This window comes from Rhodococcus sp. OAS809 (assembly GCF_040546695.1).
GTDB lineage: Bacteria > Actinomycetota > Actinomycetes > Mycobacteriales > Mycobacteriaceae > Rhodococcus_F > Rhodococcus_F qingshengii.
Genome location: NZ_JBEPOI010000002.1, coordinates 351,208 through 377,762 on the forward strand (window position 1 = coordinate 351,208; position 26,555 = coordinate 377,762).

Annotated in this window: 25 protein-coding genes and 1 riboswitch; of the genes, 15 read left to right on the plus strand and 10 right to left on the minus strand. The window is 63.9% G+C overall.

Going from position 1 to position 26,555, the window contains the following annotated elements; all coding sequences use genetic code 11:
- Positions 1 to 43: 43 nt before the first annotated feature.
- The 3 genes from qcrA to ctaE all read right to left on the minus strand — a co-directional run bounded on the left by qcrA (position 44) and on the right by ctaE (position 2,710).
- On the minus strand, positions 44 to 1,186 hold the full coding sequence (gene qcrA / locus ABIE52_RS04835; protein WP_007730058.1) for a cytochrome bc1 complex Rieske iron-sulfur subunit: 1,143 nt from the start codon (positions 1,184 to 1,186) through the stop codon (positions 44 to 46).
- Positions 1,183 to 2,034 (minus strand): cytochrome bc1 complex diheme cytochrome c subunit, encoded by an 852-nt coding sequence (qcrC, locus tag ABIE52_RS04840; protein WP_003941682.1) that lies wholly within the window; start codon positions 2,032 to 2,034, stop codon positions 1,183 to 1,185. Before qcrC ends, qcrA begins: the two co-directional genes overlap by 4 nt.
- Positions 2,035 to 2,098: 64 nt before the next feature.
- Positions 2,099 to 2,710, minus strand: a complete 612-nt coding sequence (ctaE, locus tag ABIE52_RS04845) for an aa3-type cytochrome oxidase subunit III (protein ID WP_007730060.1) — start codon at positions 2,708 to 2,710, stop codon at positions 2,099 to 2,101.
- 127 nt (positions 2,711 to 2,837) lie between these two features.
- Between ctaE and ABIE52_RS04850 the strand changes: the two genes are divergently transcribed.
- Together ABIE52_RS04850 and trpD are read left to right on the plus strand one after the other, a co-directional pair.
- Complete coding sequence (locus ABIE52_RS04850) at positions 2,838 to 3,326, plus strand: hypothetical protein (protein ID WP_030537046.1); 489 nt, start codon at positions 2,838 to 2,840, stop codon at positions 3,324 to 3,326.
- Positions 3,327 to 3,465: 139 nt separating this feature from the next.
- A complete protein-coding gene (gene trpD / locus ABIE52_RS04855; protein ID WP_003941751.1) occupies positions 3,466 to 4,557 on the plus strand; it encodes an anthranilate phosphoribosyltransferase in 1,092 nt (363 codons plus the stop codon).
- An 8-nt stretch (positions 4,558 to 4,565) separates the two neighbouring features.
- Here trpD and ABIE52_RS04860 read toward each other — a convergent pair whose 3' ends face one another.
- Both ABIE52_RS04860 and ABIE52_RS04865 read right to left on the minus strand, forming a co-directional pair.
- Positions 4,566 to 4,841 (minus strand): Lrp/AsnC family transcriptional regulator, encoded by a 276-nt coding sequence (locus tag ABIE52_RS04860; protein ID WP_003941677.1) that lies wholly within the window; start codon positions 4,839 to 4,841, stop codon positions 4,566 to 4,568.
- Positions 4,842 to 4,919: 78 nt separating this feature from the next.
- Positions 4,920 to 6,602 (minus strand): DEDD exonuclease domain-containing protein, encoded by a 1,683-nt coding sequence (locus ABIE52_RS04865; RefSeq protein ID WP_054187293.1) that lies wholly within the window; start codon positions 6,600 to 6,602, stop codon positions 4,920 to 4,922.
- A 600-nt stretch (positions 6,603 to 7,202) separates the two neighbouring features.
- Positions 7,203 to 7,381, plus strand: a riboswitch (cyclic di-AMP (ydaO/yuaA leader).
- A 14-nt stretch (positions 7,382 to 7,395) separates the two neighbouring features.
- Between ABIE52_RS04865 and ABIE52_RS04870 the strand changes: the two genes are divergently transcribed.
- The 4 genes from ABIE52_RS04870 (at position 7,396) to ABIE52_RS04885 (ending at position 11,969) form a co-directional block, all read left to right on the plus strand.
- Entirely contained in the window at positions 7,396 to 7,953 is a 558-nt protein-coding gene (locus ABIE52_RS04870) for a C40 family peptidase (RefSeq protein WP_003941754.1), read from the plus strand.
- Between the two features lie 324 nt (positions 7,954 to 8,277).
- A complete protein-coding gene (locus tag ABIE52_RS04875) occupies positions 8,278 to 9,330 on the plus strand; it encodes a C40 family peptidase (protein ID WP_003941704.1) in 1,053 nt (350 codons plus the stop codon).
- A 74-nt stretch (positions 9,331 to 9,404) separates the two neighbouring features.
- On the plus strand, positions 9,405 to 10,763 hold the full coding sequence (locus ABIE52_RS04880; RefSeq protein WP_230691661.1) for a peptidase MA family metallohydrolase: 1,359 nt from the start codon (positions 9,405 to 9,407) through the stop codon (positions 10,761 to 10,763).
- A gap of 78 nt (positions 10,764 to 10,841) precedes the next feature.
- Positions 10,842 to 11,969, plus strand: coding sequence for a glycosyltransferase family 4 protein (locus ABIE52_RS04885; protein ID WP_003941734.1), 1,128 nt, complete (start codon positions 10,842 to 10,844; stop codon positions 11,967 to 11,969).
- Between the two features lie 96 nt (positions 11,970 to 12,065).
- On the opposite strand, the gene ABIE52_RS04890 is transcribed toward ABIE52_RS04885, so the two are convergent.
- Positions 12,066 to 13,877 carry an AMP-dependent synthetase/ligase gene (locus tag ABIE52_RS04890; protein ID WP_192712917.1) on the minus strand — a complete coding sequence of 604 codons (1,812 nt, stop codon included), beginning with the start codon at positions 13,875 to 13,877 and terminating at the stop codon, positions 12,066 to 12,068.
- A 159-nt stretch (positions 13,878 to 14,036) separates the two neighbouring features.
- Here ABIE52_RS04890 and ABIE52_RS04895 point away from each other — a divergent pair, with 159 nt between their 5' ends.
- From ABIE52_RS04895 to ABIE52_RS04930, 8 genes are all read left to right on the plus strand, one after another.
- The gene (locus ABIE52_RS04895) at positions 14,037 to 14,423 is read left to right on the plus strand and encodes an SRPBCC family protein (protein ID WP_054827545.1); all 387 of its coding nucleotides are present in this window, start codon (positions 14,037 to 14,039) and stop codon (positions 14,421 to 14,423) included.
- 63 nt (positions 14,424 to 14,486) lie between these two features.
- A complete protein-coding gene (locus ABIE52_RS04900) occupies positions 14,487 to 14,924 on the plus strand; it encodes an SRPBCC family protein (RefSeq protein ID WP_003941701.1) in 438 nt (145 codons plus the stop codon).
- Positions 14,925 to 16,175 (plus strand): ArsA family ATPase, encoded by a 1,251-nt coding sequence (locus ABIE52_RS04905; protein ID WP_054826515.1) that lies wholly within the window; start codon positions 14,925 to 14,927, stop codon positions 16,173 to 16,175.
- On the plus strand, positions 16,172 to 16,567 hold the full coding sequence (locus ABIE52_RS04910) for a hypothetical protein (RefSeq protein ID WP_042453569.1): 396 nt from the start codon (positions 16,172 to 16,174) through the stop codon (positions 16,565 to 16,567). Before ABIE52_RS04905 ends, ABIE52_RS04910 begins: the two co-directional genes overlap by 4 nt.
- Before the next feature lie 124 nt (positions 16,568 to 16,691).
- Positions 16,692 to 17,732 carry an ROK family protein gene (locus tag ABIE52_RS04915; RefSeq protein WP_020969875.1) on the plus strand — a complete coding sequence of 347 codons (1,041 nt, stop codon included), beginning with the start codon at positions 16,692 to 16,694 and terminating at the stop codon, positions 17,730 to 17,732.
- Positions 17,733 to 17,826: 94 nt separating this feature from the next.
- Positions 17,827 to 18,633 (plus strand): lysophospholipid acyltransferase family protein, encoded by an 807-nt coding sequence (locus tag ABIE52_RS04920; protein WP_003941692.1) that lies wholly within the window; start codon positions 17,827 to 17,829, stop codon positions 18,631 to 18,633.
- 66 nt (positions 18,634 to 18,699) lie between these two features.
- Positions 18,700 to 19,191 carry a polyadenylate-specific 3'-exoribonuclease AS gene (locus ABIE52_RS04925; protein ID WP_003941683.1) on the plus strand — a complete coding sequence of 164 codons (492 nt, stop codon included), beginning with the start codon at positions 18,700 to 18,702 and terminating at the stop codon, positions 19,189 to 19,191.
- A 90-nt stretch (positions 19,192 to 19,281) separates the two neighbouring features.
- Entirely contained in the window at positions 19,282 to 20,667 is a 1,386-nt protein-coding gene (locus ABIE52_RS04930) for a class II 3-deoxy-7-phosphoheptulonate synthase (RefSeq protein WP_007730070.1), read from the plus strand.
- An 83-nt stretch (positions 20,668 to 20,750) separates the two neighbouring features.
- Here ABIE52_RS04930 and ABIE52_RS04935 read toward each other — a convergent pair whose 3' ends face one another.
- Both ABIE52_RS04935 and pknB read right to left on the minus strand, forming a co-directional pair.
- Positions 20,751 to 21,179, minus strand: a complete 429-nt coding sequence (locus ABIE52_RS04935) for a protein-tyrosine phosphatase family protein (protein WP_003941706.1) — start codon at positions 21,177 to 21,179, stop codon at positions 20,751 to 20,753.
- A 27-nt stretch (positions 21,180 to 21,206) separates the two neighbouring features.
- A complete protein-coding gene (gene pknB / locus ABIE52_RS04940; protein WP_083197675.1) occupies positions 21,207 to 23,270 on the minus strand; it encodes a Stk1 family PASTA domain-containing Ser/Thr kinase in 2,064 nt (687 codons plus the stop codon).
- A gap of 303 nt (positions 23,271 to 23,573) precedes the next feature.
- Between pknB and ABIE52_RS04945 the strand changes: the two genes are divergently transcribed.
- The gene (locus tag ABIE52_RS04945; RefSeq protein WP_003941747.1) at positions 23,574 to 23,942 is read left to right on the plus strand and encodes an Rv2175c family DNA-binding protein; all 369 of its coding nucleotides are present in this window, start codon (positions 23,574 to 23,576) and stop codon (positions 23,940 to 23,942) included.
- A gap of 20 nt (positions 23,943 to 23,962) precedes the next feature.
- Here ABIE52_RS04945 and ABIE52_RS04950 read toward each other — a convergent pair whose 3' ends face one another.
- Both ABIE52_RS04950 and ABIE52_RS04955 read right to left on the minus strand, forming a co-directional pair.
- Positions 23,963 to 24,907, minus strand: a complete 945-nt coding sequence (locus ABIE52_RS04950; protein WP_007730072.1) for a phytoene/squalene synthase family protein — start codon at positions 24,905 to 24,907, stop codon at positions 23,963 to 23,965.
- Between the two features lie 10 nt (positions 24,908 to 24,917).
- Positions 24,918 to 26,495, minus strand: coding sequence for an alpha-(1->6)-mannopyranosyltransferase A (locus tag ABIE52_RS04955; RefSeq protein ID WP_003941737.1), 1,578 nt, complete (start codon positions 26,493 to 26,495; stop codon positions 24,918 to 24,920).
- Between the last annotated feature and the right edge of the window lie 60 nt (positions 26,496 to 26,555).

Here is a 26,555-nt window from a genome sequence, read left to right on the forward strand (position 1 = left end):
GCCGCTGCCGCGCTGATCTTGGACGGTTTGGTTGTTGTTGTGGTCACGGTCGACGCTCCCAAAATGCCGGGCCGAGTGCTTCGATGAAGTCACCGTCGGCGACCAGGAAGCCCTCTTCGTTCACTGTAATAGGCAACTGCGGAAGTGCGCGAGCAGCGGGACCGAAGATCGGCTTGCCGTAGGTCAGTGCGTCGAACTGCGACTGGTGGCAGGGGCACAGAATACGGTTGCTCTGCTGTTCGTAGAGCGAGGTGGGGCAACCCAGGTGGGTGCAGATCTTCGAGTAGGCGAAGTAATCGCCGTAGTTGAAGCTTTCCTGGCCCTTACGCTTGGTGACACGCGCGGTGTCTTCCGTGCGGAGGCGGATGAGCATCACCGAGTTACGAATGCCGCGTAGTGCTGCGAGCAGAGCGTGCTCGTCGCCACGGTCGGACTCGCGGAACGGGAAGACCGTTTCCATCGAACCGGCATCGAGATCTTCCGGGCGAACGAGGACGATGTCCTCGGGACGGCCGGTGTCACGACGCAGGTAGATGGTCTCGCCCGGGTAGTTCGGGGTCCAGCCGGACACCCACAGAGGTGAGTCGTCGCCCTTGGCCCACGGGTTCTTGATGAGTCCGCCGAGGGGCATGACCATCATGACGCCGAGTGCGCCGCCGCCGAACATCAAGCTGCGCTTGATGGCCTTGCGGCGGGGGAGGGTGGACGTCTCGAGGGTGTCGCCGAGCTCGGCGACGATCGTGCGACGATCGACCTCGGTGGAACCACCGTCGTGGCGGTCCTGGATCGAGACCTCTTCGGGGATGAACTTCTTCGTGAACTGAACGGCACCGATGCCGACGCCGAGGATCGCCAGACCCATGGTCAAGCCGATCAGCGGGGTGTACAGGCTGTACTTGCCGTAGTTCTCGTCACCGGCGCCTGCGTACTCCCAGGGCCAGAACAGGTAGATCGCGATGAACGCGATCGCCGAAACGCCGGCGAGGCCGAACCAGAAGGCGACGTTGCGCTCGGCGCGCTTTTCCGCCCTGGTGCCCTTTACCGACCAACGATCACGGCGGTAGACGACATCGACGCCATCGAGATTGGTACCCAGCTTGACCAGGTCGTCGCGTGACATCGCGTCGAGCTCTTCATCTGTGTACTTCTTAGGCGTATCGCCGCCATGCTGGCCAGCGTCGCTCATGACCTTGCTCCGATCCACAATGCTGCACCGACGACAGCGATGATTCCGACGGCCCACATGGCGAGACCCTCAGAGGCCGGACCGAGGCCACCGAGCCCGTACCCACCGGGGTCCTTCGACTCGCCCGACGACTTGACGTAGGCGATGATGTCCTTCTTCTCCTCGATCGTCAGCTGACGATCCGAGAACTTCGGCATGTTCTGGGGACCGGTAACCATGGCAGCGTAGATCTGCTGCTCGCTGGCCGGATCCAGGACCGGGGCGTACTTGCCCGAGGACAGTGCGCCACCGCGGCCGGTGAAGTTATGGCACGACGCGCAGTTGAGCCGGAAGAGCTCACTGCCGCGTCCGACGTCGCCACCGCGCAGCGAGGACTGGGCGATTTCGCCGTTCTCGTCGCGGATGAGCGTCGGGCCGCCGCCGTTGGCCTGGATGAAAGCGCCGAGGGCGTCGGTCTGCGCAGCATCGAACTTGGGGTCCTTGCGTGCAGCCTGGGCCTCGTTGCGAGCTGCCGGCATACGACCAGAGGAGACCTGGAAGTACACGGCTGCTTCGCCGACGCCGATGAGGCTGGGACCGCGGTCCTGCACGCCCTGCAAGTTCGCGCCGTGGCACGTGATGCATGACGTGTCGTACAGCTGCTTGCCTTCACGAATCAGGGCTGCTGAATCGTCACTGGCGGTCGCAACCTGCGGAGCTGGTGTCAACGCCGAAGCGAGGAAACCTGCGCTGATCAATCCCATCATCAATACGAGCGCGCCAGTGACGCGCCGGCGGATTTTCCGCTGGCGACGCGACTTCGCGGCATTCGCTGAGTTATCGGATGCGGGAGGGGGGGATGAACTCATCTGTATCCCTTTGGTATGTCGGGACGGAACTGGACGTCAGGGGCTGCCTGGGGCGTACAGCTGATTAACGGATGAAATAAATCGTGGCAAACAGCGCGATCCACACGATGTCGACAAAGTGCCAGTAGTACGAAACAACGATCGCGGCGGTGGCCTGGGCGGGCGTGAACTTGCTGACCCGGGTACGTGCGATCAAGAAGACGAAGGCGATGAGACCGCCGATGACGTGCAGACCGTGGAAGCCGGTGGTCATGTAGAACACCGAGCCGTACACGCTGCTCGAAATCGTGGTGCCCTCGTGCACGAGGTGGTAGTACTCGTAACCCTGGCCGGCGACGAAGAACGCCCCCATGACCAAGGTGATGGTGTACCAGCGACGAAGTCCGAAGACGTCGCCACGCTCGGCCGCGAAGACACCCATCTGGCAGGTGAACGAAGATGCGATAAGCACCAAGGTCACCGGCACGGCCAGATAAAGGTTCAATTCGGTTGGCTCCGGCGGCCAATTTCCGTTCGCCTGAGCTCGTGCCACGAAGTACATGGCAAAGAGCCCTGCGAAGAACATGAGCTCACTTGACAACCACACGATGGTGCCAACGCTGACCATATTCGGCCGGTTCAGCGAGTGCACGCGTTGGGTGATTGCCGATCCTGAAGTCCCTACTGCGCTCGTCACAGACAGAAGTATGACGCTTCGTCGTAAGAGACGACCACTCGGGTCCACCATCGGCGCGTCGCTCGGCTCGAGTTCGCGGGATCGGGCGGCGAACGCGCTGGTGGCGTGGTCGGAATATGCTGGCGCGATGGCAGCTACACACAAGAGTAGACCGTGGTTCCTGAGAATTTTCGGCACGAAGATTCCGACACCGCTCGATGCAGGGCGGTCGGATCTGGTCGTCGTTGCCGAAGGCTTCGACGACGCCGAGGCGAGCTCGACGGCTCTCGAACGTGCCGCCTCCACCGAGCCGGAGTTCAGGGCGGAGTCCGAAGTGGTTCTGCGGCATCATCTCGACCTCCCGGAGGGCTCGGTAGCCGATGCCGAGAGCATCGTCGCCCAGGACGGATATGTGCGAGGCGTGGGTCGGCCCGAGGACGTGACTCCGGTGGTCGAGAATTCGGTTCGCGTCGTCTTCGAGCGTGTCCAGGTGCTTGACGCCCTGCATTGCTCCCAGGAGCGGTCACGAATGGCTGGTCTGGCGCAGCGACTCGGTGGTTCGGTCGCCGGGTGGGACGCGCTCCAGCCCCCGATACTTGCGGAGGCGCCGCCCAAACGCGGTCGCAGAAAGTCCTGAGCGGCCCTATTCGGTTTCCTCGTTACCTCACTGACTAGGCTTCGAGGGTCATCGGCAGCACAAAATGGCAGCGCGAAACGACAGCTCGAAACGACAGCTCGAAATCCAGCCCACTTGAACGACAGGGGACCAAGGCACTATGGCCGGCACCGACGCATCCAACGCCGTGAACGTCGATTCGAGTGCAGTGGTGCGGTCCTGGCCGATGATTCTCGGTTTGCTCACGGACGGCAGTGACTTGTCGGAAGCCGACAGTCGCTGGGCTATGGGCGAGATCATGTCGGACAACGCCACCTCCGCTCAGATCGCTGCTTTCGGGGTCGGTCTGAAGATGAAGGGAGAAACCCCCGCGGAGTTGGAAGGGCTCGCCGCCGCGATGCTCGAACACTCCAGGCGCGTGCCGGTCGATTCCGACGTCGTCGACATCGTCGGCACGGGTGGTGACCGCTCCAACACGGTGAACATCTCGACGATGGCCTCGATCGTGGTTGCCGCGTCCGGTGTGCGAGTTGTCAAGCACGGCAACCGCGCTGCTTCGTCCAAGAGCGGTGGCGCCGACGTGCTCGAGGCGCTCGGCGTTCGCATCAACCTCGGGCCGGAGCAGGTTGCGAGGTGCGTCGAAGAGGTCGGCATCGGCTTTTGTTTCGCGCCGGTCTTCCATCCCGCACTGCGCTTTGCGGCGGTGCCTCGCAAGGAAATCGGCATTCCGACGGCATTCAACGTGCTCGGTCCACTGACCAATCCGGCTCGTCCGCGTGCCGGGCTGATCGGGTGCGCATTTCCGAAACTGATCTCGGTCGTCGCGGGAGTCCTTGCGCAGCGCGGCAATTCGGCGTTGGTGGTACGGGGAGACGACGGACTGGACGAACTGACCACATCGACGACGTCGACGGTTCACATCGTCGGCGGTGGAAGTGTGCGAACTGTCACGCTGGATCCGCGTGACCTCGGAATCGACCGCGTTCCTCTCGAAGAGTTGCGTGGAGGCGACGCCGAAATCAACGCCACCGTCGCCAGAACGCTGCTTTCCGGGCAGAAGGGGCCGGTCCGGGACGCGGTCCTGCTGAACGCGGGAGCAGCCATCGCGGCATTCAACGGTGTCGGCGACGATCTCGAGAGTGCGATCTCTGCCGGGATGACTGCAGCCGCTGCCGCGATCGACAGCGGCGCGGGCGCTGAACTGCTTCACAAGTGGGCGGCGCTCACCGCCGAGCTGGCTGACCAAGCCTGATCGAGGGGCTATTCACCCAGCGAGAAACCGGCCTCGACGTCTGCGCTGGAGAATGACTGGAACGCAATGTGTGTGGCGGTTCGGAGAACGCCGGGCACCTTGTTGATTCCTCCGGTGACCACGTCGGCGATCTGGGCGTGGTCACGCACTTTCACGATGGCGATCAAATCGACGTCACCTGCGCACGAGTAGACCTCGGTCACTCCGGACAGGTCGGCGACGGCCTGCGCGGTTTCCGGGATCCGAGCGGACTCGGCGTGAATCATGACGATGGCGTTGATCATTTCTCTCCTCGATTTCCCTGCGGGTTGTGATGACCCGGTGGTTTCGATCGAGCTTAGGGGTGCCGCCCCGCCGTTACGTCATCGATGTTCGGATTCGGTTCCGGCTCGGGCGAGTCGGCACCAGGCTTCCCACTTGCCGGCGCCGCTCACAGGTTCGACGTATCCGGATGTCGCCGACACGATTCGGACACCGTCCGACGAGAGCCACCTTGCGATCAGTCCCAGTTCTTCGGGTGACGCGCCGCGGAACGGGGCGTCGTCCGGTAGGACGGTTTCGGCCGCCGCGGTGATGGCGTCGACGACGGGCATCGGGTGAGTCCCACGTCTGGCGAGCCCGGCGGACGCGAGACGCCCGGACCGGATCACCGACAGCTCCCAGCCGCCGTCTCCGGTGGGGCGGGCGAGAACGAGTTGTTCGATCGCCGCGATTGCAGCGAGTCGCTGAGTGCGCCGCACTGCGGTGGCGACTGCGACCGTTCGGTCACGCAGACGAGCAGCATTCTCGAACAACGCGTGTGCGGACAGCTCGTCGATCCGGGCCTGCATCTGTTGGAGGGGAGCGTCGTTGGTTCCTCGGAAGAATCCACGCACGGCCTCAGGGGCGGCCGCGTAGTCCTCTGCGTTGATTTCCGGGGTCCAGGAGGCTGGACACGCCCCCAGTTCGCGAGCGGGGCAGTCAGGGCCGTGAACGGCGCCGCGTCCGAGACGCTTGGTACACGTGCGCAGACGACTGAACTCTGCGACGGTGTCGGCGACGTCGACTGCGTCGCCGCGAGAGGTGAACGGGCCGATCGAATCGGCCGTGGGCGTGCGAACCACGGACAGTCTCGGAAACGCCTCGTCGGTGAGGGTGATCCACCAACCTCGCTTGGGAAACTTGGAGCGACGGTTGTACGGCGGCGCATGCGCGCTCAGCAGTCGTAGTTCACGCACCCCGGCCTCGAGAGAGTGCGCGCACTCGACATGGTCCACGCGGGTGGCCAGCGCGACCATTTCCTTCATCCGGCCGCGGGTCTCCGAACCGGTGAAGTAGTTGCGGACGCGGCGTCGAAGGTCGGTAGCAGTTCCTATGTAGAGGGCTTCGTCGGAAGGACCGCGGAAAAGGTAGACACCGGGGCTTCGCGGCAGGTTTGCGGCGAAGGACCGTTTGGCCCGTTGATGCGAGGAAATGTTGGGCAGGTAGTCGACTAGTTCGCTGTAACTGTGGACACCCTGGTTTCCGACCCTGTCGATCAGTCCGTGGAGGACGTCGACGGTCGCACGCGCGTCGTCGAGAGCCCGGTGCGTCGGCTGGGTGGTCACTTGGAAGAGATGGGCGAGTGCGGAGAGCTTCACCGAAGGTGCTTCGTCGCGTGTGAGTACGCGCCGGGCGAGTTTGACGGTGCACAGGACACGGAACGCAGGCCACGGGCGCGCGCTGCGTGACGCCGCTGCTTTGAGGAAACCGATGTCGAACGGCGCGTTGTGTGCCACCAGCACCGCGCCCTCGGCGAACTCGAGAAATGCAGGCAGGACACGTTCGATGGGAGGTGCGCCGATCAGCATGGCTGTGGTGATTCCGGTCAGTTCGACTATGTACGGCGGAATCGACCGGCCGGGGTCGACGAGTGTTGCCATTTCGCCCAGTACCTCGCCGCCGCGGATCTTGACGGCGCCGATCTCGGTGATGGAGTCCTGGTCGGCGCTGCCCCCTGTGGTCTCGAGGTCGACCACGACAAATGTTGTCTCGCTCAGCGGTGTGTCCAGTTCGTCGAAGCTCAGTTGCCGCCCGACGTCGAACTTCTCCCCGTCGGAGAACGGGGGCGGAGACGGAAATTCTCGGGCCGAGGCGGGACTCACACCGCAGACAGTAGAAGTACCCCCCGACACGAATTCGAGAGTGCAGACACGGAATCCGACCCGCACGGACTTCCGTTGCGAAATCGGTCGATGAACGCCCGACAAAAGTAGGAGAGACGAGGATCACACTGGCGGTGGGAACTCGCGAATGTGGACGCGCGCCTACTTGTGAGTAGGGCGAGTCGAGGGGGTCTTCGGTGCGTCTGTCGACGGCTGAAACCGCGTCCGTGACCGGAACAAGTTCTAGTTTCAAGTAATCATCGTTGAACTGCATGGAAGATCGGATTGTCGGGTTTGGTGAGCCTTGGCAGTGGGTAGCGGGTGCGGGTTTGACGGCCTGGAGTGGGTCGCCGAACCGACCTGTTGTTATCTCCCCGTGACCCGCCGGGCGTATCGCGGGCGCGGCACCACGATTTCCGGCGAATCGGGCGCGATTGTCACGAAGCGGTCGACATCGTCGCGATCATTTCGTAACCTTCCTGAGACCTAACGAAGTCTTGCCGGACCAAACAGGACCGGCATCGTCAGGAACCGCCTAATCGGGATCTCCGCGAGGAACCCGAACCGGGAACCCAAGTTTCCACTGGGGTGAATCCCGCCTGGGGTGCAGCACGCAGGATCGCTGCAGACCACGCGGGTAGGGCTGATCTTCCCAGCCCGAACCCGTCAGCTAACTCGGTCGGCGGATGAATGGAAGAAATGGAGCACCCCTTAAGTGGCGTCACAGAGTTTCAAGCGTTCAGCGCAGTTGGCAGTAGCCGGCGCGCTCGCAGTCGGAGCATTCGCTGCAACCGCTGCACCTGCCTCGGCAGACCCCATCACCATCCCCGGCGTCGGCACGTTCGAGGTTCCGGGCGTTTCTATTCCTCAGTTGCCGGTCATTCCGGGCATCACCGACATCGCACCGGCTGCACCGGCCGCTCCCATCTCCAGTGTTGGTGAGCAGGCAGTTCGCGCCGCAGAGAGCAAGCTGGGCTCCCCGTACGTGTACGGCGCAGCCGGCCCGGACGCATTCGACTGCTCCGGTCTCGTTCAGTGGGCATACAAGCAGGCCGGTCTCAACCTGCCTCGCACGAGCTACGACCAGGCTGCAGCCGGCGTTGCCGTCGCACAGTCCGATCTTCAGGTCGGCGACGTGATCTCCTTCTACGGCGGATCGCATTCGGGCATCTACGCCGGTAACGGCAATGTCATCCACGCGTCGACCGCTGGTCAGCCCGTGAAGCTCGCTCCGGTGTCCTCGATGCCGTACGACGGCGCTCGCCGTTACTGATTTCTGAACACGCTCGACGGCTGTCTCCGGTAGGCAGTCGGAACGATCCGCCGCTGTGATGCGGCGGAGCTCGGGGGAGCTCCGGATCTTCGAATGTGGGCCTCGAATCTTCGATTCGGGGCCCACATTTTCGTTTCGCGACAATTCGCCCGGTACTTCACCCCGACACGCCTACCGGCGAGTAGACACAAACGTATGCCGTTCCGTAACCTTATCGAGACATTGCGCGGCCGAGACAGGTACTGTGGATAGTTGACAGCCAGCTAACAGATCGTCGACCGGTCCCGGTCGGCGTCGCTTCACCGAGACGGAGAGTTGCATTCCGTGGTTTCATCGAAAAACAACAGTCGAGTACGGGCCGCATTGACAGTGGGAGTGCTGGCGTTCGGACTCGTTGCAGGGCCTTCGATGCAGGCCGGTGCCGACCCCGTCATCACCAACCCCACCGAGGCGCTCGACAAGCTCGGTGAACTCTCCCGGGTTTCCGAGCAGACCAACGAAGCGCTGCACAACGCGCAGATCGACCTCGACGCGAAGCTGGCAGTCGCGAATGATGCGGACGTGCGATCGGCAGCCGATCAGGGTCTTCTCGACGCGGCTTCGGCGCGCGTCGCCGAGTTCGCTCCGGCGGTAAACCGTATTGCCACAGCGAATTACCAGGGTGCGCGAACCAATCGCCTCTTTGCGTTGATGGTGAGCGACTCGCCGCAGCAGTTGCTCGACCAGATGTCTGCGCTCGACGTGATTTCCAACGACGCGGCAGTACAGGTCTCTCAGTTCAACCAAGCCACTGCCGATGCGCGTGCCGCCTCGGAAGCGTCGAAGCGATCGGCCGAAGAAGCGCGAACCGCCGCCGATCAAGCCCGCGCGCTCAGTGACGATTTGCAGCGCAAGCAGAGTGAACTGCAGACGCAGATCGCCGACGTGACCAAAGCCTTCCAGAATCTCACCGACGACGAACGTAACCAACTGAGCGGTACGCCTTTCCCGCCGGACGTCGATCTCAGCAAAATTCTGGCTAACTTGACCCCTGGCTCGGGTGCTGCTGCTCTGCAGGCAGGCCTCACGCGGATCGGTGACCCGTACGTCTGGGGCGCGACCGGCCCGAACGAGTTCGACTGCTCAGGTCTGGTGGTGTGGGCCTACAAGCAGATCGGAAAGACTCTGCCGCGATCGAGCCAAGCGCAGGCGCAGGGCGGTGTACCGGTGTCGAGGGACCAACTACAGCCCGGCGACGTCGTGACGTTCTACAGCGACAACTCGCATGTCGGCATCTACGCCGGCGACGGAAACATTCTGCATGCGTCGACGTTCGGCGTACCGGTGAAGGTCCAGTCGATGGCAGGCATGGAGTTCTCCACTGCGCGTCGTTACTGACGGCTTGCTGCGCCTGAGTGGCGTGTGGCCAGCCGCCGTGAAGCGTCGAGTCGAGTTCTCCTACACTCGGCACCGTGCCGACTGAACCGATGACGACGCCCGACGTCGGCGCAGATCGACCACGCCGTTGGGAGTATCCGGCCCTCGTGGCGCTCGGTGTAGCCGTGGTGCTCGTTCTGGGCCTGACGATCTTCCTGACGAACAGGTCCGATTCCGACGAAAACGCCGCCGCCGAACAGGACGCGGAACGCAGCGCTCAAGTCCAGAGCTTTCTCGATGCATGGGCCGCGGCTCAGATGTCCGACGATCCGTCGGGGCTGGCGAAGTTCGTCGACAGTTCCGCCGCACCCGGTGTGCTCGAGGCGGAAGTTCGACGAGCCACTGCAGCGGGAGCGCTCGAATTCTCCGACTGGGGATACGAGATTCCCAGCGGCGGCCTGACTCCGGCGCCGCGAACCGGTGCGCCGGGCGGAGACGTCGAAGTATGGAATGCGCAAGTTCTGTTGCGGTACGCCCTCGACGGCGTCGACGCATTGCCCACGCGCAAGGCAGTGTCCATGACACTCGCGAAACGCGGCGATCAGTGGTCGGTTCTTGCGGACGGGTCGATCGTCGGACTGGACGGCGCCCGAACGGCGGGCGAATCCTGGAACGGCCCCTGGGACTTCGGCCCGCTTGCCGTCGCCGAGAATTCTGCGGGTAACGCGCTGGTGATCGGCCACCCGGGTCAGCAGGCGTTCGTCGACGCTTTGGCTGCCGATGTGGACTCAGCCATCGAGAACACGACGCAGTTGTGGGGGCCGTGGTGGTCCGAGCGCGCGGTGCTCATGGTGGCGGGGTCCGCTGAGGAATTCACCGCACTGGTCGGCTCCCATCACGACGGCGCTTCGATTGCCGCAGTGTCGGTCGCGGATGCGACGGCGGACGGGTCTTCCGACGTGAGCGGCCAGCGGGTGGTCTTCTCGCCTGCCGCGGCTTCGAGGTTGACCGACATCACCAGGCGAACGGTGTTGCGCCACGAACTGATGCACATAGCCGCCCGATCGAAAACCCGTGACGGGTCGCCGATGTGGGTATTGGAAGGGTTTGCCGAATACGCGGGAAACCGTGGATCCTCGCGGGCCTGGGGTGAGATCGCGCCGACTCTGGCGGCAGCGGTACGCTCCGGCGATACTCCGACCGAGTTTCCGGACGACACGCAGTTCAGCGGTGTACCGGTCGTGAGTTCACTGGCGTACGAATCGGCGTGGTCGATCAACGCGTATATCGCCGATCGATTCGGAGAAGCAAAGCTGACCGACCTCTTTCGCGCTCTCGCCTCCGGAAAGATGACTGCCGAAGACCTCGATTCGCGGATCCGAGCGGTCGTTGGCGTCGGAACCGAGGAACTGCGAGCCGGATGGGTCGACTGGACCAACAGCCATCTGGGCTGAGCGGTTCGCGGCTGGGTCGATTGCAGCGGCGAGGTGCCCTTCGCACGTTTGAAGCACCGAGTGCCCTACGGTGGACGGATGCGCCGGACCCTCTTGGTGACCAACGATTTTCCTCCTCGCCCCGGAGGTATCCAGTCCTATCTCCACACGTTCGCCGGGCATCTGCCGCCGGACAAGTTGGTGGTGTACGCACCGCGGTGGCGGGGCGACTCGCACAAGAAGTTCGATGCGGCACAGCCTTTCGAGGTCGTTCGGCACCCGACGACGCTGATGCTGCCGTCGCCTTTTGTCGCTCGTCGAGCCGCGAAGTTGGTCAAGAAGCACGACTGCGAGTCGGTCTGGTTCGGTGCGGCAGCGCCGTTGGCGTTGTTGGCGCCGGTTGTTCGACGTGCCGGAGCGAGCCGAGTGATCGCGAGTACTCACGGCCACGAGGTCGGATGGTCGATGATTCCCGGTGCGCGGCAGTCGTTGCGTGTGATCGGTGACCACACCGATGCGGTGACGTTCGTCAGCAAATACACCCGTGGGCGGTTCTCGGCGGCCTTCGGCCCGCAAGCGGCGCTCGAGCACCTTCCTTCCGGAGTGGACACGTCAGTGTTCCACCCGGACTCGGTCGCCCGCGCGGAACTGCGTAAGCGATACGGGCTGGGCGAGCGGCCCACGATCCTGTGCCTGTCGCGGCTCGTGCCACGCAAGGGGCAGGACATGCTCATCAAGGCGCTGCCGACCGTACGCAAGAGCATTGACGGGGCGGTACTGGTGATTGTCGGAGGTGGGCCGTACGAGGACCATCTCCGCCAATTGGCGCGTAAGACCGGGATGGACGATCACGTCGTCTTCACGGGCACGGTGCCCGCCGCAGAGTTGGCGGCGCACCACACGATCGCCGACGTGTTCGCCATGCCGTGCCGTACCCGAGGCGCCGGATTGGACGTCGAAGGACTGGGAATCGTCTACCTCGAGGCCTCGGCTACCGGTGTGCCGGTCATCGCCGGGCGCAGTGGTGGCGCTCCGGAAACGGTGCAGCAGAACAAGACCGGGCTCGTGGTCGACGGCACCTCTGTTCGCGACGTCGCCGAATCCGTGATCGAGGTGCTGTCCGATCGTGATCGCGCGGCCGCGATGGGAGCAGCCGGCCGGGCATGGGTTGCCGAAGACTGGAAGTGGGACACGCTCGCTTCCAAACTGCGTAATCTCCTCGGCTGAGCAAACGGGACTCGAACGCGAACGGCCCGCACCGAATTCGGTGCGGGCCGTTCATGTCGGCACGTTCGTGTCGGCAGAGGACTGATCGGCGAAAGACTACTTGGCGTAGATCTTTTCGATGTCGGCGGCAAAGCTCTCGTGCACGACGTTGCGCTTGAGCTTCATCGTGGGCGTGAGTTCGCCTGTGTCCTCGGAGAAGTCGACCGGAAGAATGCGGAACTTCTTGATCGCCTCGGCGTGTGAGACGAGCTTGTTGGCCTCGTCGATGGCGTCCTGGATTTCGCCGACCAGTTCGCCGTCCGAAACCAGGTCGGCCGCTGTGGTTCCTGCGGCCTTGTTGTTGCGCTCGTTCCAGGCGGGAAGAGCTTCGGCGTCGATGGTGATGAGGGCGCCGATGAAAGGCTTCTGGTCGCCGACCACGATGGCCTGGCTGATCAGCGGGTGCGCGCGAAGGGAATCCTCGAGCTGAGCGGGGGAGACGTTCTTGCCGCCTGCCGTGACGATGATTTCCTTCTTGCGGCCGGTGATGGTGATGTAGCCGTCCTTGTCGACGGTGCCGAGGTCGCCGGTGTGGAACCAGCCGTTCTCGATCGACTCGGCGGTCGCCTTCTCGTTGCGCCAGTAGCCGGTGAAGACCACCGGTCCCGAGAGGAGGATTTCGCCGTCTTCTGCGATACGAACGGAGTTGCCGGCCAACGGCTTTCCGACAGAGCCGACCTTCTGTGCGCCGATGGTGTTGACGGCGAACGCTGCGGTGGTCTCGGTCAGTCCGTAGCCCTCGTAGATCGTGACACCGATACCGCGGAAGAAGTGGCCGAGTCGAGCGCCCAGAGGTGCACCACCGGAAATGGCCAGCTGGCACTGCCCGCCGAGCGCTGCGCGCAGCTTCGAGTACACGAGCTTGTCGAAGAGAGCGTGCTTGGCCTTGAGAACGATGCCGGCGCCGCCCTTGTCCTGCGCCTCGCTCCACGCGACGGCGGTGTCTGCGGCCGCGTCGAAGATCTTTCCCTTGCCGTCGCCGTGCGCCTTGGCGCGTGCGCTGTTGTAGACCTTCTCGAACACGCGCGGCACCGAGAGGATGAAGTCGGGCTTGAACTCGCCGAACGTCGGAACGAGGTTCGGGATGTCACTCGTGTGCCCCAGCGCTGCACCGGCGTCGAACGACGCGATGCTGACTGCGCGAGCGAGAACGTGCGCGAGCGGCAAGAACATCAGCGTGCGGACGCCAGGAGTCTTGAGCAGCGTGCCGAGGTTGGAGTCGAGGATGCCCTTCGACTCGGCAATCAGGTTGGAGTGCGTCAGCTGGCAGCCCTTGGGTCGGCCTGTGGTGCCCGACGTGTAGATCAGGGTCGCGGGATCGGATGCCTTCAGTGCCGCGACGCGGGCGTGGACGTCCTCGTCGGAGATGTCGGCGCCCAGTGCGGTCAATTCCTCGACGGCACCCTTACCGCCCGCCGCGGCATCGATCTGGTAGACCGTGCGCAGCGCGGGTGCGGCTGCAGCGACGTCCTTCACGGTCGCGGCGTGAGTGTCGTTCTCGACGATGAGGTCGATTGCTTCGGAGTCCTCGAGAATCCAACGAACCTGCTCGGCTGCGGAGGTTTCGTAGATCGGAACCGTCACGCCACCGGCTGCCCAGATGGCGTAGTCGACGAGCGGCCATTCGAAACGCGTCGCCGACATGAGGCCGACGCGGTCGCCCTGCTTGACGCCGATCGCGATGAGGCCCTTGGCGACGGCAGTCACCTGAGCGGCGAAATCGCCTGCAGTGACATCGACCCATGCATTTCCGACTTTGCGCTTGTAGACAACCGCCGCCGGCTTCGTCTTCGCGAAGGCGAAGACCGAGTCGACCGCGGAGGCATCCTCGGGAATGGTGAACGTCTGGGGTGCGCTGAACTCAGGCACGAAATACCTCCGACACTGCGAAATACTGACGAGTAGGGTTTTCGTCTCCTACTGTAGTCGCATGTCCGACGCAGTTGTGGCCAGGCTTACAGTCTGTCCGGTATGTAGTGTTGCGACACCCCTCGACGCTTCGCGGACGCGATATGTGAAGCTACTTCGGTGAGCAGCATTCAGGTCGCAGACCAGACTTTCATCGCCGCCCCGCCCGAGCGGGTCGCCGAACTGTTGTCCTCGCGCGCGCAGTGGCGTCGCTGGTTCAGTGATCTCGAGCTCGAAGTCCGGGAAGATCGCGGTCCCGCAGGATTCCGTTGGGGAGTGTCCGGTCAGCTGGTCGGCACCATGGAGGTGTGGCTCGAACCGGCCATGGACGGGACGATCGCGCACTACTTCCTGCACTGTGAGCCGGTCGGCGTATCGCCGTCCGATCTGGCGACCCTCGACCTCGCCGGGATGAACCGCAAGCGTCGGGTCGATGGCAAGGTCATGTCGTTCCAGCTCAAACGCGAACTCGAAGCGGGACGTGCCGCCGGAGTAGCACCGGACTGATAATCGAAGCACTGCACGTTGTGCAGGTTCTGGACTTTTGACGAAGGAAGGTAGCGCAGTCGTATGGCCGAGAAGACCAAGGGGTTGATCAGCATCGACGCTCCTGCCGACGCCGTGATGGACGTCATCGCCGATTTCGAGCGGTACCCCGAGTGGGTGGCCGCGGCGAAGTCCGTCGAGGTGACGGCGCCGGGACAGGGCGGCCGCGCGGACCGAGTACGTTTCGTCCTCGACGCGGGGATGGTGAAGGACACCTACGAACTGCAGTATTCGTGGGCACCGGACGGTATGGCGGTGAGTTGGGAGCTGATCTCGGGCGAGATTCAGAAGTCCCAATTCGGTTCGTACACACTCGAGCCCGGCCCGAACGGCACCACGTCGGTCACCTATGAGTTGACGGTCGACCTGACGATTCCGATGATCGGACTGTTCAAGCGCAAGGCCGAGAAGATCATCACCGACACAGCTCTGAAGGAACTGAAGAAGCGAGTCGAGGGCTGAGTGCCGGAGCAACGATCGCGCGTCCAACTGTTCGTCGGTAAAGGCGGAGTAGGCACGACGACGCTTGCCGCAGCGACTGCTGTGTCGGCTGCGACCGATGGGGCGAGAGTGCTGCTCGTGTCGATCGATCAGGCAGGTTCTCTTGCAGACGTCCTGGGCGTGCCGAATCCGCGAACGACCACATCTCTCACCGAGCGTCTCGACGTCCGGCAACTCGACACGTCAGCGCTCCTCGAGGACAAGTTCCGAGGATTGTCGGGGTTGATCGACGCTGCAGGAACTTTCGGAGCGGGAGATCACGAACACGGTTCGTCGTTCGAGGGCTTGGAACCGGAAGAGTTGACGGGATCCCTGGGCATCCAAGACATGCTCGGGCTCGCCGAGATCGTCGACCTCTCGGACAGCGGCGACTACGACGTCGTGATCGTGGACTGTCCGGCCGCAGCCGAAGCGCTGCGGATACTCGGCTCGCCGTCGATGGTGTCGGAGTATCTCGAGCGATTGTGGCCGCGGCACAGGCGGATGGTCGCTGTGACAGGTACGGACATGCGGCTGCTCCTGCTCGTGTCCGTCGTCGAACGCGTGCTCGCGTCGGTGGATCGGATCGCGGTTCACCTCTCGGATCGGGAGAACACCGGCGTGCGTGTGGTGACGTCGGCCGACGGCGTGTCGGTCGCGGCGACTCGTCGGACGTTGTCCGGGCTGGCTCTGGCCGGGTTGCGAGTTGACGGGATTGTGGTCAACAACCTTGTCCCGCAGTTCAACTCGTCGGCCGGGAAGGGTGTCGACGATTCACCGGCGGCGCAGTGGCTCGCGTCGATCCGGGCGGCTCAGGCACTCGTCGTGGACGAACTGCGTGGATCAACCGATGGAATGTCCGTCACAACGGTCGAACGCGCTTGCGCCGAACCGGTAGGGTTGGCCGCTCTGGGCGAGATCGCGGCCACGTTCGAGGGTGGAACGGGCACGGATTCGGGCACCGTCGGTACCGCGGACAACATCGTGGTGTCGTTGGAGTCCGGGACCGGAGTCGATTCGGTGTACGTGATGCGGATGTACCTTCCGCTCGTGGATCCGTCGTCGTTGTCGTTGGGCCGGGTGGAGGACGATGTGCTGGTGGGAGCAGACGGCGTACGACGCAGAGTTCGTTTGGCGTCGGTGCTGCGTCGTTGTGTCGTGAACGGGGCGGAGTTGGACGGCAGTTACCTGATCATCCGGTTCAGCCCGGATCCCGCGGTGTGGCCGGTATGAGCGAAGAGCACGAGCGCCTCGTCGCGGAGTTTCGCGCGCTGGCGGAAACCGTTCTGACGCGCCTGGAACCGGTGCTGCAGAAGGCCGCAGCAGCGACGGCAGACGTTGCGAGTGACTCGGCGTCCACGGACACGCAGCCGGTGTTCACCGGCTGCAGCTGGTGCCCGGTGTGCGCCCTCGCCGCACTGGTTCGCGGTGAGCACCACGAACTGTTGGCATTCCTCGCGGGTCAAGCAGCAGCATTCCTTGCGTTGCTTCGTGAGATTCTCGACGAGTTTCTCGGGGGGCCGTCAGGTCCCGATCGTGGACCGGACGGCGGTCCGACGACGCCAGGTGCGGAGCGAACTCGCACGGCGGCATTTGTCCCGATCAACGTGACGGTCAAGGACTGACTCAGTACCCCGGGTAGAGCGAACGGCCCGAGATGAGCACAATCGACACAATGGTCACCGACGCACGAGGCACCGATTCAGGGTGCGCACTCCAGCGGACGCCGCTCGCGCGGGAATCGTCGCGATGAGCGCGCGCCGCTTGAAAGCGGTCTCCGACTCCACCATGGACGACATCTTGACGGTCGGCATCGACGTCGGCGGGACGAGTATCAGGGCCTCCGTCGTGGACGTCGACGGACAAGTGCTCGAGATGATTCAAGCCCCGACCCCGCAGTCGGCCAGGGCACTCGAAGACGGTCTCGATCGCGTCGTGCGCGAATTGGTCACCAGGCACGAGGTATCGGCCGTGGGGTTGGCGGTCGCCGGCTTCATCACCTCCGATCGAAGCTCGGTTCGGTTCGCTCCGCACTTGCCGTGGGTGGACGCGCCGGTCGGAAGTGACTTGAGCAAGCGGCTCGGCTTGCCGGTCGTTCTCGAACACGACGCCAATGCAGCGGCGTTCGCGGAGCACCGATTCGGCGCGGCCGCAGGTGGCCGCAATGTCGTGATGGTGGCAATCGGGACCGGAATCGGTGGAGCGCTGCTGATCAACGGTGAGCTGTACCGGGGGAGTCACGGCGTCGCCCCCGAACTGGGCCACATCCAGGTCGTTCCGGGCGGGCGTCAGTGCGCGTGTGGCAAACGTGGGTGTTGGGAGCGCTATTGCAGCGGAACGGCGCTCGTCGACACGGCAATCGAACTGCTTGCCGCCGACCCGGCCGCGTCGACGGTCCTGGCGCGCGAGGTAGCGGTGGATCCTGGTTCGCTCACCGGTCGCCGGATCGCCAACGCCGCGCAGGACGGTGACCCACTCGCGCTGGCAACGATCGCCGAGTTCACCCGTTGGCTGGCCGTGGGTCTGGCCATGGTCGGTGACGTCTACGATCCCGATCTGGTCGTGATCGCCGGCGGCGTCGCGAGTTCTGCCCCACTGTTTCTCGACGACGCCCGCGAGCAATACGCGACATTGTTGACCGGGGCGAAGCACCGCCCACTGGCCCGCATCCGTTCCGCTCAGCTGGGCGAAGCTGCGGGCATGGTCGGCGCCGCCGCATTGGCCCGATCGGTAGTGCCTCAGGATCTCGGTGGGGTCGACGGCGCTGGAACCACGTCTGCCGGACTGTGATCGGGTCGATCCTGCAGGGGCGTGTGTAGCGGGGGTTACCGGTCGGCAGTAAGGTCGTACTCAGCGAAATTCAGCTGTGAATGGGAGGGACGCCGTGTGGTATTGGCTCTTCAAGTATGTGTTGCTGGGGCCGATTCTCTGGCTGCTCGGGCGTCCGACGGTCAAGGGTCACGAGAACATTCCGACTGACGGGGCGGCCATTCTGGCCAGCAATCACCAGGCGGTTCTGGACTCGTTCTACCTTCCGCTTCGCGTCAACCGCCGCATCACGTTCCTTGCCAAGAGTGAGTACTTCACCGGTTCCGGTCTGAAGGGCGCTTTCCAGAAGTGGTTCTTCACCGCGGTCGGTCAGGTCCCTATCGACCGAACCGGTGCAGACGCGGCGCAGGATGCACTCAACGCCGGTCTCAAGGTCCTCGGTTCGGGCAGCCTGCTGGGTATCTACCCCGAGGGGACGCGCTCGCCTGACGGTCGCCTCTACAAGGGCAAGACCGGAATGGCGCGCCTCGCACTTGAATCGGGCGTCAAGGTGATCCCGGTAGCGATGGTCGGCACCGACAAGATGAATCCGATCGGCTCACGGATGTGGCGTCCCGCCAAGGTCACCGTGATCGTCGGCGAACCCATCGATTTCTCCCGCTTCGAAGGCATGGGCGGAAACCGCTTCGTCGAGCGCGCTGTGACCGACGAGGTGATGTACAAGTTGATGAAACTCTCCGGCCAGGAGTACGTGGACATCTACGCGGCAAGCCTCAAGAACCAGGCGCCCACGAAACCCGAAGCTGCCGTCGACGTTCCGGCGGAAGGCGGCGAGTCGGTTGTCGATCTCGTGGCCTCGGCCGAGTCGAAGGAATCCGCGAAGTCCGACAAGGATTCGCTCCCGGACGCACAAGCCAGCTAGAGATTTCCCACACCGGCCGCACGCGCATTGGCTCCAGAGCCTGCGCGTGCGGCATAGTTTTCGGACGTGCGCTACTTCTACGACTGTGAATTCATCGAAGACGGTCGAACCATCGATCTCGTGTCCATCGGCGTTGTCTGTGAGGACGGCCGAGAGTACTACGCGGTTTCGACGGAGTTCGATCCCGCCCGTGCCGGTAGTTGGGTGCGCAAGAACGTGCTGCCGAAGTTGCCGCAGCCTTCGTCGCCGCTGTGGAAATCACGCGAGAAGATCCGCGACGATCTTCTGAAATTCTTCGTTCCGCGGCCGATGGTGGTTCCGGAGCTCTGGGCGTGGGTCGCCGCCTACGACCACGTCGCGCTGTGCCAGTTGTGGGGCGACATGACGGAACTACCGCAGTCGATGCCGCGGTACACCCGCGAACTCCGACAGTTCTGGGAAGACAACGGCAGTCCTGCCCTCCCGTCGGCGCCCGCCGACGCACACGACGCACTTGCCGACGCCAGGCACAACCTCGTGAAGTTCGACGCCATTTCGGCTGCACGGTCACTTCGCTGACCCAGGTTTCGGTGCGTGGGAAGTGTTCCGATTGGGCTGCGATCGAGAGCCTGTGTGACGCGCCGACGAGCGAGCGAATATCCTGTAGAGGTGAACTGGACTGTCGACGTGCCGATCGACCGCTTGCCCGAACTCCCGCCGCTGCCTGCCGGACTGCGTAAGCAGCTCGACGAGGCGCTCGCGAAGCCCGCTGCTCAGCAGCCCTCGTGGCCCGCTGACCAGGCGGCCGCCATGCGGACTGTGCTCGAGAGCGTGCCTCCCATCACGGTGGCCAGCGAAGTCGAGGCGCTGCAAGAGCGTCTCGCGCAGGTCGCGCGTGGTGAGGCATTTCTGCTCCAGGGCGGTGACTGCGCCGAGACCTTCGCGGACAACACCGAGCCGCACATCAAGGGAAACATCCGCACGTTGCTGCAGATGGCCGTCGTGCTCACCTACGGTTCCTCGATGCCGGTCGTCAAGGTCGCTCGCATCGCCGGCCAGTACGCCAAACCGCGCTCGGCCGACATCGACTCGTTGGGTCTGAAGTCCTACCGCGGCGACATGATCAACTCGCTCGTCGCCGACGAGGCAGTCCGCGCCCACGATCCTTCGCGACTGGTGCGTGCATACGCCAACGCCAGCGCCGCGATGAACCTGGTTCGCGCACTCACCGGCGCCGGCATGGCCGACCTGCACAAGGTGCACGATTGGAACCGCGAATTCGTCGCAGCGTCTCCCGCGGGCGCACGCTACGAGCAACTGGCAGCCGAGATCGACCGCGGCCTGCAGTTCATGAACGCGTGTGGCGTCACCGATCCGAGCCTGCACCAGGCACAGATCTTTGCCAGCCACGAGGCTCTGGTTCTCGACTACGAGCGCGCGATGCTGCGTCTCGACAACGACAGCGATCACCCCAAGCTCTACGACCTGTCGGCTCACTTCCTCTGGATCGGTGACCGCACTCGTCAGCTCGACGGCGCGCACATCGCCTTCGCCGAGTTGGTGTCCAACCCGATCGGCCTCAAGATCGGCCCGAGCACGACGCCGGAAATGGCGGTGGAATACGTCGAGCGTCTCGACCCCACCAACAAGCCAGGTCGTCTGACTCTGATCTCGCGCATGGGCAACGGCAAGGTCCGCGACCTGCTGCCGGCGATCATCGAGAAGGTCCAAGCCACCGGTCACCAGGTCATCTGGCAGTGCGATCCGATGCACGGCAACACCCACGAAGCCTCCACCGGGTACAAGACGCGCCACTTCGACCGCATCGTCGACGAGGTCCAGGGATTCTTCGAGGTCCACAACGGTCTCGGCACGCATCCGGGTGGCATCCACGTCGAGCTGACCGGTGAGAACGTCACCGAGTGCCTCGGCGGCGCGCAGGACATCTCCGACCTCGATCTCGGCGGTCGCTACGAGACGGCGTGCGACCCCCGATTGAACACCCAACAGTCGTTGGAGCTCGCGTTCCTCGTGGCCGAGATGCTGCGAGGCTGAAACCTTGCTTCGCCGAAGCTGATTCGCGCCGGCATAGATTTTCGGCAACCGCCCTCACCCGCTCGCGCAGGTGGGGGCGTTCGCTATTGCGTGAATCGTGTGACGAATCGGCGCTGCCAGGGCATTTCGACGGCGCGAGGTGAGTAACGTGCGCGAACGTACGCGGTGGCGTCCTTACTGGGCACTCCGTCCATGACGGCAAGAGCGGCCAACGCTGTTCCGGTGCGGCCGTATCCACCACCACAAGCGATCTCGACTCTTTCGGTTTCCGAGCGCACCCACACTTCGTGCAAGGCCCTGCGCAGCGCATCGGGATCGCTCGGCAACCAGAAATCTCGCCAGCGGACCCACTCCGACTCCCATTCGGTGTCGGGAGGTTCTTTGCCGGTCAGATAGACGCCGAAGGTGGGGAGAGGTCCGGAAGGAAGTGGATTGCGGAGTCCTCGACCCCGAATCGATCTCCCCGACGGCAAGTCGAGTATCCCAATGCTCTCGGGTTCCCACGTGGCCATGAATTCAGATTAGGCCGAAGCGGACTGTCAGGGAATTGCGACGACGCTGATGTCGGTGCCCTTGGCAACGAGGTCGTTCTTGACGCTCTGGCTGATGATGACCGAGCTGTCGTTCTGGGTGAGCTGACGCACGGTGATCTCGAGGCCGAGGCGGCCGAGTTCTTCGCGTGCTGAGGAGACGGAGCGGCCGATCAGCGAGGGAACCTTGACGGAATCGGAGATGAGGAGAACCACGGAGGTGCCGGCGTTGACGGAGGACCCGACTGCGGGATCGGTGCCGATCACGCTACCGCCCTCGACGGCGTCGTCGAACGTTGTTCTGGTGGTGCTGACTGAGATGCCTACCTTGTCGAGGGCGGCGCGCGCAGCGTTCTCGGACATGCCCTTCACATCGGGAATGTCTACGGGCGGTGACCCTTTGGACGTGATGACCTTGACCGAGGAGCCCACGGCAACTTCGGTTCCCGGTGCCGGGTCGAGCGCGGCCACGCCGCCGATCGGGATCTTGGAGCTGAATGTGTCCCCGCCGTCGACCGCGACGAGAGTGCGGTCGGCGAGTTGTGCGCCCAGGGCCGAGACGTCGCCGCCGGCCGGAATGGGCGGGACAGTCGGACGCCCGAGCGAAGTCAGTAACGCCACGGTCGAGCCTTTGGTAACCCTCGAGCCGGAGGCCGGGTCTGTCCCGATCACCGTGTCGATGGGTTGGGCGTCGGAGTACTGACCCTGGACGTCGGGGGAGAGCCCGGCGTCCTGCAGAGCGGTGACCGCAGTGTCCTTGGTCAGCCCGTCGATCGAGGGAACGGCTGTATAGCGGCCAGATCCCATCCACCATCCGCCGAAGCCCAACGCGAGCGCGAGGACCGCGATGACGAGCAGCCAGATCAGGGTGGCTCGTCGCGATTTACGACGTGCCTCGACAAAATGAGCATGCGGATCGTCGTGCCCCGGGTGGTCGTCGCCGAAATCGGAACCGTCGTCGAAATCCGAGTCACCGTCGACCGTCGCCGGACGAGCAGTTTGTGCGGTGACCGCGCGAGTGTGCTGGATACCGCCAGGGGGAGGAGAGCCCGTGCCGAGCGCCGTGGTGGCTGCCACAGCCGGGGCCACGTCGGACGCCAATACCGTCGTGGCAGCAGGGTTCGGGCGCGCAGCAGAGTTCGGGTGTACCTCCGTGGGAGGCGCGGGCGCCGGTTGTGGCCGGGCCGGGGCAACTTGCGCGCTCTGGTGCTGGGCGCTTCGACGCGGAGCGGGAACGCGGTATGACGGAAGTTCCAGTTGCTCGCTCACACTGCGAAGTGCAGCTGCCATCTCACCGGCGTCGGCGAAACGATGTGCGGGCTCGCGGTGAGTGGCTTCGGCAACCAGACGATCGAACTGCGCCGGTACACCGGGGATACGTGAACCTGGGCGCGGGACATCGTCGTGGATGCGTTGGTAGGCGATGGAGAGTGACGTATCGCCGGTGAACGGTGTTGTACCGGTGAGAAGTTCGAACATCAACACACCGGTCGAGTAGACGTCGCTTCGAGTGTCGGCAATTCCTGACGTCACCTGTTCCGGCGACAGATAGGCCGCGGTGCCGAGGATCACGCTGTTGGAGGTGGTGGTTGCTGCCGCAGCTGCACGCACCAATCCGAAGTCGGCGATCTTCACTTCGCCGGTGTCCGAGATCAAGATGTTCTCGGGTTTGACGTCACGGTGAACCAGTCCCGCTCGATGCGCCACCGCCAACGCGTCCAGGACAGGTGCCACGACTGCAGCGACTGCGTGTGGCGGCATCGGTCCGCGCTCACGAAGGAGTTCACGCAAGGTTCCACCGTCGACGAGTTCCATCACGAGGAACACGTGATTGCGATCGCTGCCTTGGTCGTAGACGGCCACAAGGGCCGGATGCTTGAGTCGGGCCACGGCCCGGGCCTCGAACTCGAAACGAGTCAGGAACGCTGGATCGCCGGCGAATTGCGGGTCCATCACCTTGATCGCGACAGGTCGATCCAACCGTGTATCGAGGCCTCGATACACGGTCGACATACCGCCGCGCGCGATCGGTGCGTCCACTCGATAGCGGCGCTCGAGCATTTCGCCGATCAACCCTCGACCTCCGTAATGACTATTCCTCCGTGCTTGCGATCTGCGTGCTTGCGGTCTAGGTGGTAGCTGTCGGCATGTGGGTGGTTGTTTACCGCGTACTGGCTCCCGCAGTGAGGGCGCCCATTTACATCCACCGCGAAATCCCGGTTACTGATACGCCGCATCCCGTCCATCGTAGCCAGCGATACCGACGCGGAAGTCTCGAGAACGTCACAGAGCGCTGTGACCTGAGCGGAGCGGCAGTTTCGAGCACTGCACCGGGCGGTACACAGCGGGCTCGCCGGACCGGATAAACTTCTCGCGGTGAGCGCGATTCCTTATTGTGATGATGTTCTGGATTCTTCGGTTTCCCTGTTCCAGCTGGTGGATGTGGCGAAGAACGTCGGGTTGCCGGTGAGCAAGGTTCACCAGTTGCTTCGCGATCACAAGATCATCGCAGTCAAGCGGCATGGCGTTCTCGGTGTCCCCGAAGTGTTCTTCGGCGAGGACGGCCAGATCGTCAAGTGGCTGCCCGGTCTGCTGGCGGTGCTGCACGACGGCGGCTACACCGATGTCGAAATCCTCCGCTGGTTGTTCCTGGCCGACGATTCCCTGCCGGGGCGCCCGGTGGACGCACTGCATGGTGATCTCGCGCGTGAGGTCATCCGCCGCGCACAGGCCATGGCTTTCTGAGCTGCCGGCCTTCTGACAACTCACCGCATGCGGTTTTTCGCCGCGTAGGTTGCCGACCGGACCAGACCCGGCGCAGCGACTCGAAGTCGCGTGCGTCCTGGAACGGACACACGTCGATGCAGTATCCGGAAGTCGGCGCGCTCGACCTGGTCGAGAATTGCTCCGTACAACACGAAAGCCGTGCGGATCGACGGCTGGACCCGCCGATCGAGCATCGGGATGCCAGATTCGGCAGACCGATACCGCCCCCGCGTCACGGCAATGAAGTGTGCCAGCGCGCGCTTGACCCGAACGTCCACCGTTCCGGTTCTGCGCCCGTGCTCGAGCATCTCGATGTCGACCCCGAATGCGGCGAACTCGCCCGCCGGTAGATACAGACGTCCCCGGTCGAGGTCTTCACCGACGTCGCGGATGAAGTTGGTCAGCTGAAACGCCTCACCGAGATTCGACGCGGGCACTACCGCTTCCTGCTGCGGAACGCTCACTCCGAGAATCGGGAGCATCTGCAAACCGATGACGACGGCAGAGCCGTACATGTACTCGCTGAGTTCGTCCATCGTGTTGTAAACGGGTCGAAACTTCGCCGTGTCGGGGGCGTCCATCCGCATGGACTCGAAGAAGGCGTCGAAATATGCGCGCGGGATGTCGAACGTCTTCACAGCATCCGCGAAGGCCGGGAGTACGCGTGTCAGGTCGAGGGGAACCGTCGACGGGAAGCCACCTGTCGCAGTGGGGTTGTCGAGTGCGTTGACGGCTGCACGTTCGACGTCGGCGAGCACCGTGCCTCGTTCATGCGGACCCGAGGGTTCGTCCACGATGTCGTCGACGACGCGAGCAAATGCGTAGAGCGCGTGAACTGCGCGGCGTCGAGGTACGGGCAACAACCGGGTGGCCAGAAAGTACGTTCGGCCGTGTTCCCTCGTCACGTCCTCGCAGAATTCATAGGACGCAGGCAGTGCGTTCATGACACGCGGATCACGCAGATCCTGACGTCGAGGGCGCCGAGGCGGCTGACGTCATTTCGATCGGTTTCTCGTGTTTGCGTCCACGAAGTCGCAGTGGGTCTTCCGTCTGCAAGGACATCGCCGCGATCACGGCAGCGACGATGGCCAGAGCCACGTGCGGGAAGGTGTAGAGGCCGATCGATCCGTCCGGCTGGAACACCAGCATCAGCCAGGTGGACAGCCCGGTCAGTACGGCGAGAGTCGTCGGCGACATTGCGAAACCGGCAGCTACTGCCAGTGGCCAGGAGTAGTACCAGGGGAGTGCTGCGGGGGACAGAACGACGATGGCGACCATCACGATCACGATGCCCATGACGGCGTCGCGCTCGGTCTTGCGGTAGCGCCACCACACGACGGCGATGATCGCGATCAACACAACCGCCGAGATGGTCCGGGAGACTTCGAGGATGTCGTTGAAATGGTCGCCGGCGAACCAGGAGGTTGCCATGGTTCCGATGTGCGCCACGATCGTGGGCAGCGAGAGCCAGTTGATGATCTTTGCCGAACCGGAGAGTGCCGTCGTCCAGCCGAGGCCGACTCCGGCGATCAGTGAGGTGGATCCGAGTACCGCCACGAACACCGCGAAACCTGCGCCGGCCGTTTTGACGAACGATCGGATCGGTGACGCCGGTTCTCGCCCGGCCGCTGCGGCGTCCTCCCGCTCGTGGATCATCCAGATCCAGACTATGAAGGGAAGTGCGACGCCTGCGGTTGCCTTGATCGCGACGGCGAGCGCGATCAGCCCGATGCCGAAGAGGTGCTTGCGTTCGAGAGCGAGCGCAATGCCTGCGGCCATGAGGCCGACCATGAGCATCTCGTTGTGAACGCCGCCGATCAGGTGGATCAGGACGAGGGGATTGAGTACTGCGAGCCACAGGGCGATCGAGGTGTTTCCGCCGAGCTTCGTCGCGAGATGGGGAACGGCCCACATCATCAGGGCGAGTCCGGGGAGCATCGTGATCCGCAACAGCATCGTGCCGGCGATGACGTTCTCACCGGTCAGCCGAACGATGGCGTCGGCAAGGAGAAGGTGAACCGGACCGTACGGGGTAGTTGTCGTCGTCCACACGTTTGAGACGTTGTCGAGCAGGATTCCCGGATTGACGACGGGGCCGACGGCATACGGGTCGAAGCCGTTGCGCAACAACGCGCCTTGCGCCAGGTAGGAGTAGGCGTCACGGCTGAACATGGGCACCGCGAACAGCAGCGGAAACGTCCAGACCGGGACGACGTAGCGCAATCCGCGCAACGAGACGTCACCGCGCAGAGTCGAGCGGCCCAGTCGAACCCAGGCGGCGATCATGCACAGGACACCGATCCAGACGATGGCCGCCGACAGAATCGATCCGTGGCCGAAACGGAGCCAGGACAGATGCATCGACTCGAGCAGCGGATCTTGGCGCCGGACGCTACCGGCACCGAATCCGCCGAAAGTGATCATGACTGCGCCGAAGAAACCGAGCAGTGCACTGTGACCTTCGGGAGTCCGAAGGAAATTGGCGGCCCTTAGGTGCCACGGTCTTTCAGTGGCTGCGGCAGAGGACGTCATCGGTGCAGGTTCCTCCCCCGAGGAGATCGGTGTCGATCGGCGCATGCAGCGCCCGAGTCG